The 8,762-nt window shown below is 36.6% G+C and carries 7 protein-coding genes; 4 read left to right on the forward strand and 3 right to left on the reverse strand.

Annotation, left to right across the window (positions count from 1 at the left end; all coding sequences use genetic code 11):
- On the reverse strand, positions 1 to 332 hold a 332-nt coding region (tnpA, locus tag H5300_RS24135; protein ID WP_182797102.1), incomplete at its 3' end, for an IS66 family insertion sequence element accessory protein TnpA.
- A gap of 225 nt (positions 333 to 557) precedes the next feature.
- On the opposite strand from tnpA, the gene H5300_RS24140 reads away from it, so the two are divergent.
- Together H5300_RS24140 and H5300_RS24145 are read left to right on the forward strand one after the other, a co-directional pair.
- A complete protein-coding gene (locus H5300_RS24140; protein ID WP_182797096.1) occupies positions 558 to 1,496 on the forward strand; it encodes a hypothetical protein in 939 nt (312 codons plus the stop codon).
- A gap of 15 nt (positions 1,497 to 1,511) precedes the next feature.
- The gene (locus H5300_RS24145) at positions 1,512 to 3,170 is read left to right on the forward strand and encodes a response regulator (RefSeq protein ID WP_182797097.1); all 1,659 of its coding nucleotides are present in this window, start codon (positions 1,512 to 1,514) and stop codon (positions 3,168 to 3,170) included.
- Positions 3,171 to 3,218: 48 nt separating this feature from the next.
- Here the strand turns inward: H5300_RS24145 and H5300_RS24150 are convergent, their stop codons facing one another.
- The gene (locus tag H5300_RS24150) at positions 3,219 to 4,484 is read right to left on the reverse strand and encodes an anaerobic sulfatase maturase (protein WP_246856280.1); all 1,266 of its coding nucleotides are present in this window, start codon (positions 4,482 to 4,484) and stop codon (positions 3,219 to 3,221) included.
- 367 nt (positions 4,485 to 4,851) lie between these two features.
- Here H5300_RS24150 and H5300_RS24155 point away from each other — a divergent pair, with 367 nt between their 5' ends.
- Entirely contained in the window at positions 4,852 to 5,733 is an 882-nt protein-coding gene (locus H5300_RS24155) for a patatin-like phospholipase family protein (protein WP_210447872.1), read from the forward strand.
- A gap of 85 nt (positions 5,734 to 5,818) precedes the next feature.
- On the opposite strand, the gene H5300_RS24160 is transcribed toward H5300_RS24155, so the two are convergent.
- Complete coding sequence (locus H5300_RS24160; protein ID WP_182797098.1) at positions 5,819 to 6,829, reverse strand: HD-GYP domain-containing protein; 1,011 nt, start codon at positions 6,827 to 6,829, stop codon at positions 5,819 to 5,821.
- A 768-nt stretch (positions 6,830 to 7,597) separates the two neighbouring features.
- Here H5300_RS24160 and H5300_RS24165 point away from each other — a divergent pair.
- On the forward strand, positions 7,598 to 8,762 hold a 1,165-nt coding region (locus H5300_RS24165; RefSeq protein ID WP_182797099.1), incomplete at its 3' end, for a methyl-accepting chemotaxis protein.

Genomic DNA, 8,762 nt, shown 5'->3' on the forward strand with positions numbered 1-8,762 from the left:
AATAATGCATCCATACCCTGATAAGCGATTTGACGGTATGACTCGAGGTAGGAGCCGGATGCGTTAGTAGCGCACGTCCGGATCTGTGCGGGGGGTGGCAGGTGACTGCCATTCCTACCGCGACCCATTATGTGATTTTCTAAAATCGATGGGGTCACGGTAGAGGTAAACGGTGGGAAGGTGCTTGTGTTGGACGCGCCCAATACTTTATGTTTCCAGTAGCTAAACTGACTTTGGTCGAGTTGGTGAGAGCGGCAGTATTGCGCTTGAGAGAGCTGGGTTTGTTGCCACGCATCGATATGATGCTGCCAATGTTGTTGGAGTGTAGACATGACCGAACCTTGTATGAGTAATGACAGTGGTCATTATCAAGGTTCATATTCAGAGCGAAAAGAATGCGGAGTTATTGGCGCTTACGTTTTTTTAGGCAAGGTTTTGGGAGAAACCACTTGATCATACGACAAGGTATAGAAATACTTAGTCCGTGATTTCATCACTAATGTTTGAGTCTTGGCAGTGTTGCTATTCGTTGTGATTAGTTTTTGGAGAAGGTTAATTTGAAAAAGTCATCCCCCCTGTTTTCTGTCGTTTATCTTGTGATTTTTGTTATCGGGGCTATTTACCTTTCCTCCCAAAAAGGAGCGTTGGACAGAACGAAGATACTTCGGGACAGATCTGACTCTTACTCGATGGTTCTCATTAAAGATATGGGGTATGGAGGACTTATCCATAACTTCAAAAACTTTCTTTTAAGAAGAGACCTTGCTGATTATCAAAAAGCGAAATCTAATGTGCATAATCTCCAAAGATTAGACGCACTTATTGCAGGGATTAATGATGCTGCAATACTTAAAAATCACGCTGATTTAATGCGTATGATTGAGCACTATAACAAAGCGTTAGAGGTGATTAAAAATAATGCGGGCGCTGGTGTTTTATACTTAGATAATTTAGTTCAATTTAACAATAAAAGTACCTTGAAAATCATCGAAGATATTGAAGCGTCGAATAAAAATATAAAAGAGGTTTATGATAAATCCAGTCAAGACCTATGGATTTCGATGGTGGCTTTTGTTGTTGTTTGTTTTCTTTTATTTTTGACTTCAATTATACACCATCTTAGGTCAAATGCAGAGTTTAAGATTCGAACACGGTTAGAAAGTAAAATAAAAGTTTTGTCTAATGATACTTCTAGATTAGGTCGAGTTATATCTAAACTCTCATCAAGGATCCCGCCAAGAAACTTTGAAATGATCGACTCTCATTTATGTGATGCTTACCAAATCACAGGTGACGAATTAAATGTTGAACTTTCTAAATTGGTTTTTTTCTTCTTGCTTCCTAAAAATAAAGTGTTATATGCCATCAGCGGGGACGTTCTTTATCTGATGAAAGATGTAGATTCTAAATACCTTACAAATAAACTCACTTTAGATTTGGAAAAAATAGGCCTAAATGTCAGGTTTATTCAGTTGCCCGAGTCGAGTGGCTATTAAATAGGAGTTGTCTGGTTGAGTTTAAGTGAAAAGAAAGTTTTGATACTCGATGATTCTTCAGTTGTGCTGTCTACTGTTAGTGGGATGTTGTCTAAAATTGGGTTTAATGATAAAAACATTTTATTCAGTCAGAAGCCCAAAGCTGGAGTGACAATCTGTCGAAGAGATGAGTTTGATGTGGTCATTTGTGATTTTAATTTTAATCAGCACTTAAATGGTAAACAAATACTAGAGGAGTTGCTTCATTATGAGTGTTTGAAAGACAACTCTTCCTTTATCTTGATTACAGGTGATAGTACAAAAGAGACCTTTAATAGTCTTCTTGAAATGTCGATTGATGATTATATTTTAAAACCATTTAACTATGAGATGCTTAAAGAAAGGCTTGTGAAATCGATAAATAAACGGCAGAGATTGCAAAGTATTTATAAATTAAAACGTCAAAATAAATATGAAGAGGCAGTTAAAGTTTGTGATGAATTATTTGTGAAGTATCCTGCTTATAAGATGGCTATCAATAGAGAGAAAGGTATATTTTTGAGGCTGATGAAGCGCTGGGGAGAGGCAGCAGAGTTTTATAAAGAACTTTACTTCAGCTGCAGTCACGATTGGGTTAAGCTTGGTTTGGCGAATGCGTTGAAGAATAGTGGTGACTTAGATAAAGCAAGAAAATTAATTTCGTTTGTTTTAAGCCAAAATCCGGATAGCATTGACGCAAAGAAAGAGATGGCCAGCATTGAGGTACTCACAAATAATATCCCTGCTTCTATTACGCAGTTAATTGATGTTAATAAACTAACGAGAGGCTGTTCAGAAAGAGAGTTGATAATATCAAACTTATCTATCTATATTGATGATTTTGAAAATTCATATTATTACTACAAGAGATTTAGGGATGTCAATCAAGAAACATACAGGAAGAGTATTTGGCTTGATATCAACTATTTAAGACGAACTTTTCAGTTTGTTTCAAGCTCTCACTCTAATTCAAAATTAAAGATCGAGTTAAAAAAGAGTCAAGGGATATTAAATGATCTTTATAAAATAAATGATGATTTTGTTAAAATTAATCTTGATTTTCTTATGTCGCACCTAATGATGATATTAGGGAACTACTCTGAAGCTGTAGTTTTGTTTCAGGATGCGTATAAAAGAGCCCAAAAAACTGATGAGTTTGATTTCTATGATCTTGTATATTTAAGTTGGCTTTTTCTGCACTTTTCATATGACTCATATTTTATAAGTTTCATACCTATGATGGAAAACTCGTATCTTGCTACCATTAGCAGAAAGTCATCGAAAAACCATAGTGAGTCGCTACTTGAGTCATTAAATCTACTCAATTTAAAATCTATTCGTTGTCATGAAGAGAAAGTTGAGTGGTTGCAGCATCAGAAAGATGCATTTGGAAGCAGTGATAAAGGTGATTTGATACTTAATTATATTAATATTTCAAGAGTCTACCCAACTTTAGTATCAATAAGGATCAATATAGTGAGGCTTTTATCTGATGTATGGCCTTGTGGCTATGGTAGGTTTCAGGTGGATTCTTTAATTCAGGATTGTGACAAGGTGATTCGAGCATTTGCTAATCCTATAGACTTGAAAAGCCTCTCCTATGACGCTCTTTACAAGAGCGCTCTAGAGGCAATTAATAACTCTCAAAACCGTTGAGTATGAGTTCTGTACAATATGTATGGGGTGGTTTTTGTGAGGATTACCTTATTCTTGATGCTTTCCATTGATAACAGGATTCCCCGTTGCTCGTAGAAGGAAGCTAATCCCTTTATCTGCGTGGGCAAAGAACTTTTTCCAACCTGCGCACAGGTAGTTTAAACCCGGCTCCCCTTCTCGTGTCTGGATGAAGCGATTTTTAGGGCATTCTCCATAACAAGCAAAAAGGTAGTTACATTGTTGGCATTGACTCGTGAGTGTTTTGCTCTTGTTAAAGCCAAATTTTTGTTGCGGTAGACCATAAGCGAAGTCTTCCAGTTTTTGAGTGTGAATATTGCCAATTTTGTATTCAGGGTAAACATAGTGATCGCAACTAAAAACATCACCATTCGCTTCCATGGCTAAACCTTTGCCACAAATGTCCGCCAAGGTGCAAAGTGGGTTAGGTGCGCCTCTCCATGATTCAACACATGCATCAAAATAAGGAACACTAATCTTTCCTAGATCATTTTTAATCCATTCGTTAAAAATTTCAATAAGGAAGTTCCCCCATGCTTCGTCACTCACACACCAGGATTCAACTATTGAATTTTTATTCCCTGGTATCAGCCTTTTGTCTCCTTGTTTGAGTTGTTCTTGATGTGATGAAGTTTGTGGTGCTGTTATATGAAAGTCTTTTTTTTCTACAATCGGGATAAACTGAAGTTGCGTTGAGCGAACCTCATCTCGTAAAAAACGATAAACGCTGAGAGGATCACGGCTAGTGATATTATTAATGCATGTTAGTGTTGCGAATGAGACTTTATGCTTATGCAAAAGCTCTACTGCATTCATTACTTCTCGAAAAGTCCCGCGTCCTGCTTTGTTTCTTCTATACATATTGTGCATTTTTTCAGGGCCATCAATACTTAACCCAACGAGAAAGTTATGGGATTTTAGAAAAGTGCACCAATGATCGTTTAATAAAGTCCCATTCGTTTGTAAATCATTATAAATAACGACACCTTCTGGTTTGTATTTTTCTTGTAACTCCACCACCGTCTTGAAGTAGTCTAACCCTAGCATTGTAGGCTCTCCCCCTTGCCAAGAAAAAACGATTTCTGGGGTGTTTTGAGCATGAATATACTGACGAATATAAGACTCTAAGGCGTGCTCGTTCATTCGTGGTGACTTACCCTTGTTGTACTCAAGTAAGTTTTGTTTGCTTAGGTAGTAGCAATATGAGCAATTTAAGTTACAGATTGGACCAATTGGCTTTGCCATTATATGCAGACGCTTAGAGGCTTTACCTTTGAATGTAGGGGCTTTTATCATGATCTTTATCATAACCAGTTTATTAGTTCTAACCTATCAAACTACCACTCGTTCAGTTTTACTGGAAGTTTCAAAAACTATAGATTATTTTGACATTTTAGCTATAGCCAAAATGACTAATTTGATGTAGTGGGCTTGGGGGGCTTAGACCATTTCTAAGGAGAGGCGGTTTGGCAGTAGTCATTGAATTGATCATATTACACTGATGCCATTTTTGATTGCATTTATCCCTTTTTATTCTAAAAGTTGATTTAAGGTTATAATCATCTTACCTATTTTTCATAGGTTTGCAGGGGCTGTCGTGTAATATGAGCCTTTTCAAAACGTAGAAAGGTTTATGTTAATAAGCAGAGAAGGGAGTGTGTCAATGAAAAAGTACACCATAGTGATGATGATTGTCGCTCTTTTGTGGGGGTGCTCATCTCCTAATAAATATGATGAACTTAGCTCTACTTTAGCAAATACGAATGCAACGAAAGCTTATAATATTGGTATCGCGTTTGGTGGCGGTGGTGTTCGTGGTTTTATGCATTTGGGTGTAATTAAAGCCCTGGAAGAAGAAGGGCTTAAGGCGAATCTTGTTTCTGGAAGTTCTGCCGGTTCAATTGCTGCTATTTTATATGCATCCGGTATGACTTATGCCGAAATTGAAACCATAGTGTATGACCTTGAAGCTAGAGATGTCTTGGACTTCGTTTTGTCGTCTCAAGGCGCTATTAACGGAAAAAAACTTTCAGATTGGATTAATCGGCATGTCAATTATGATGATCTTTCTAGTCTGCCAATTCCTTTGGCTATCACAGCAACAAACTTAACAAATAAAGAAATATTTGTGATTCATTCTGGAAACCCAGGACATGCAGTGCAGGCTTCATCATCTATTCCTGGAGCGGTTATTGCTATTGACTATCAAGGAGATGTTCTTGTTGACGGTGGCTTGCTCAGTGTGGTTCCTGTTTACCCTTTGCGAGAGATGGGGGCAAATAAGGTTATTGCGGTTGACATTTATTGTCACAATCAAAAGTCTCTCACCCCCGATGCCTCTGCTGGGGAGGTAGTGATAGCAACAATTAGAATGCAGAGCTGCCGTCTTTCTGAAGAGGAAATGAATAGTGCGGATTTGGTTATCAATATGGATTATGAGCCAAGTAGTTTTGCTGATTTCGATTCTAAATCTGAAGCTATTGAAGCCGGTTACCAAATAACAAAGAAGATGATGCCAAGTATTAAAGCTTTAATTGAGCTGTAATGGCTGGGTTAAGTTATAGGGGTTAACAACTGCACTCTCCCTATAAAAGTGTGGGAGAGTGAGTTTTCGTCAATCTAATTAGGGTCTAATCCATTTGCTCTTGATAAAAGGAATACATATCGTTTTGTTTTTGTACGAAAATCGATACCAGTTCGGGATCAAATATCTTCCCACTTTGAGATTTGATAAATGATATAGCATCATCTTTAGGCCAAGGTTCTTTGTATGGGCGCTTTGAAATCAGTGCGTCAAAAACATCACAAATCGTTACAATACGAGCTTCTATTGGTATCTCACTACCTCTTAATTTTTTAGGGTAGCCATGACCATCCCAGCGCTCATGGTGATGAAGTATGATATTTGTCATAACCTGGGTGTCAATGCTGTTTAGGTTATTATCTCGTATTATGTTTTTAATTATTTGAACGCCGAACTGACAATGTTGATTCATGATAGCTCGTTGCTCACTACTATACTTTCCTGTAAATAATAAAATATCATCAGGAATGTTAATTTTACCAATGTCGTGGTATGTTGAGTATTCAGATATCAAAAACGGGTTGATTTTTTCAGAGCTATACCTTTTTTCATACTCACTAGCTAATAAGTAACAGTAGCTTTTTACTCTAATTAAGTGTTTATATGTCTCTATGTCTTTTTTTTGTGATTCTATTAAAATGCCATAAGATTTTTCTTTAAAAGATAAGTATTTCAATAAGTTTTCTTTTAGTGTTTTTTTTAAATTTTCTACTTCATTGTTTATTTCTTTGAAGTTTTCTTGGAAAAAAAACTCTGTTTTTGAATTTAAATAAATAACGCCCAGTAGATTCCCTGAAATATAAAAAGGTAACCTCATCTTTGATTTGTGATTACCGGATACAGTTATGTCATTTGATATTATTATATCGCCTAAATTTGAGTCTTTCCCTATTTTCTTTTTAGGAAAGTTAGTTGGTGTGTTTTTTGTATTATCCCACACGAAAAAATTATGCAAATAACCATCCCTAACGAGTGCGACTGATAGTCTAGATATGTTAGGGTGTTTTTTACTTATCTTCACAATTTCAAAATAAAGTGCGTTTATTATATTATTCATTCGGCTTGTTATTTTTCAATTTGGACATTTCAACCTTTAGTTGGTTAGTCTTATGATTAATGCTTTCTATTTCTTCTAGTATATCAAGTGATTCCAATGGTGTTTTCTTGATAGGTCATTAATTATATGCATGTTCTGTTTAGGTCGCCACCATTGTACTTAAGTCAGATAAACTCTGATATTATACCATTTATGCTACTAGCAAAAACTTGTGACTTGCGTTTGCTTCCCTGCACTCGAACTTCATCGGCGACAACAGTAAATCCTTGTTTAATTGATTTTTATCAGTTTATAAAATGAGCCAAGGTTTGAGCGATGAAATCAATGACTTCCCCTCATATGTATGTTCGATCATATTCTCACTTTCGATTGTCTTCTATAGAGCTCCTTTTAGAGAGAGTTATCGCAATGAAGGTGCGTAAGCCGTAAGGGAAGGACAAGCAATAGGTTCAACTGTTTGCGAATTGTCAAGTTCTCTAAATCTAAACATACACACCACCGTTTGTTCATTTAAAAGATTCCATTCCATTAAAATGTAACGTATGATTAACGATATGTCACGAATTTGTTACACATTAGTTGATCTTAAATTTTACGAGAGAGTGTTGATGCAATTGTGTGCTCGAAAGTCTGCATTCGGTGAGCAATGTTCTTTCGCAAATTAACGATAAGAATCATCTAAGATTATATAACTGGTTGAATTTAATTGTTTTTTTTCTTATTTTATTAAGCTTTTTACATTAAACTCAGCATCTTAGTAGGGGTGTTATGTTTTTACTCAATCTTCAAGTAGCTTTTCATAAAGTAACTATCCGAGCTAAATTGTATTTCATTAGCTGTATGCTGGTTATTTCTATTGTTCTCTATGGCTTTCTTCAACTGGCAACTCTAAATAACTTACATCAGTTAGAAAATACGTCACTCCAGAATTTATCGGCTGAGGCTGATTTGTTGATGCTGCGTCGGCATGAAAAAGACTTTTTAGCTCGCAAAGACTTTAAGTACTATGAAAGATTTAAGCAAAGCCATGAAGGCTTAACAAGTCGTCTTCAAGCTTTGGATGAGTCTATTACTGAGCATGGTTTAGTGCTCGATAGCTCTGTTCCTTTAGCTTTGCAATATTTGAGTGATTACCACATTGCATTTAAGCAGTTAGTTGAGCGTGTAACCTATATTTATTCATCAGAAGGCAGTAGCTTGTTGAGTCGCTTAGAGGTAGCGCGTACGCAACTGAAATCTGATGTTATCACTCTTGCTGATCCAAAGTTAAAGCTAGCTCTTTTAGAGATGATAGAAAGTGATCTCAGTTATTTAGCTTGGATTGATAAGGATAATGAAGTTGTGTTCATGCAAGCTCTTCAAGACTTTGAACAGAGCTACAGTCAGTCGGTCGCTGGTTCGTTTCAAAATTACCGAGCTCTTGCTATTGAACTTATCAGCGCATACTCTGAACTGGGTTTATTGCCAACTCAAGGGCTTCATGGGCAACTCAGAGCCAAGGTTCATGAGCTTGAGGTATTGATTACCCAGCAGCAGCTTGATTTAGATATGGCAATTAGAGCGGCATCTGTTAAAGAAAAAAGAAAATTAGAGGCTTTCGGTGGAGTGATTGCGTTGGTTATTACGCTGTTACTTGCTATCGTGGGGAAAAGTATCATCAATCGTATTCAAAGAATTAATTATACAATGCGTGATATTGCTAATGGCAGCGGGGATTTAACCCACAGAATCAACGCTCAAGGTGGTGATGAAATTGCAGATCTCTCTAACTCTTTTGATAGCTTTGTTGCAAAACTTCATGGCTTAATTAAAGAAGTTGCTGAGGTGCGAAGTATTTTGAATCAAAACTCGGTTAGCTCTGATGAAATTGCAAAGAGAAGTATGACGAATGTCGAGCTTCAAAAAGTCGAATCTGAATCCATTGCGACTGCAG

The organism is Vibrio sp. SG41-7, assembly GCF_014164465.1.
Classification (GTDB): Bacteria; Pseudomonadota; Gammaproteobacteria; order Enterobacterales; family Vibrionaceae; genus Vibrio; species Vibrio splendidus.